Annotated in this window: 1 protein-coding gene; it reads left to right on the plus strand. The window is 58.9% G+C overall.

All coding sequences use genetic code 11. The features are described from left to right. Window positions 1-95: 95 nt before the first annotated feature. Window positions 96-1,153 (plus strand): IS630 family transposase gene (locus GOB86_RS15480; RefSeq protein ID WP_198912061.1). Its coding sequence is split into 2 segments (ribosomal slippage): window positions 96-588 and window positions 588-1,153, totalling 1,059 coding nucleotides; the frame shifts between segments, so codons are not numbered across the junction. Window positions 1,154-1,170 lie beyond the last annotated feature (17 nt).

Here is a 1,170-nt window from a genome sequence, read left to right on the forward strand (position 1 = left end):
ATACCAACCATTGTTTGGCCTGACTCACGGGGTACCCATCGGTTTAAAAATGTGATTCACAGGATGCTGACCATTCTCTGAAGGAGGCATTCTGGATGGGCAGCCCTCTGTCCCTGCGTAACGATCATGATAGTTCGGAGTTGCGACGCCTTGCGCGCAGAAGCCGGCATGCGGGTCAGTCGCGTCGCCTGCTGGCGCTTGCGGCGATTTATGATGGCGCCTCGCGCGGCGAGGCGGCCCTGCTTGCCGGGACAGACCGTCAGAGTATCCGTGACTGGGTGCTGCGTTTCAATGCGGATGGCCCGGATGGCCTTGTGGATCGTCATGGCGGGGGACAGAAAGCCCGCCTGACACAGGAGATGCTGACAGACCTGAAGGTCCGCATTGAGGACGGGCCGATCCCTGCTGTGCATGGTGTTGTCCGCTGGAGACTGTGTGATCTCTGTGGGTGGCTGCATGAGACCTATGGCGTCAGCCTGTCGGAAACGCGTCTGGGTCAGATCATACGCCGCGAGGGGTTCCGTCTGCTGACAGCCCGGCCACGGCACTATCGCCAGGATACAAAAGCCCAGGACATTTTTAAAAAGAGTTCCCCGGTGTCATGGCGGCGATCAGGTCCGGACATCCCGGAAAAGATATCGAAATCTGGTGGTCTGACGAGGCGCGGATCGGCCAGAAAACGAAGCTGACCCGACGGTGGGCGAAACGGGGCACCCGGCCCCGGGCCGTTGCTGACCTGCGCACCAGATCCGCGTGGATTTTCGGGGCCATCTGTCCTGAAAAGGGAGCGGCCGCAGGCCTCGTGCTCCCTGTCTGCAACCTGCACGGCATGCAGCTCCATCTCGCGGAGATTTCACGCACGGTCGCGCAGGGCGCTCACGCCGTCCTCATTGTGGATCAGGCCGCATGGCATACCAGTCAGAAGCTGGATGTTCCCTACAATATCACCATTCTCCCGCTGCCTCCCCGGGCTCCTGAACTGAACCCGGTGGAAAATCTCTGGCAGTTTATCCGCAATACATGGCTCTCAAACAGAATATTCAGAACCTATGACGATATCGTCGATATCGCCTGCCATGCCTGGAACCAGCTCGTCGATCAACCATGGCGCATCATGTCAATCGGACTGCGCAAGTGGGCTCATGGGTTATAGCAATCAACGGTTGGTAT

The organism is Acetobacter lambici (genome assembly GCF_011516885.1).
In the GTDB taxonomy this organism is placed as follows: Bacteria; Pseudomonadota; Alphaproteobacteria; order Acetobacterales; family Acetobacteraceae; genus Acetobacter; species Acetobacter lambici.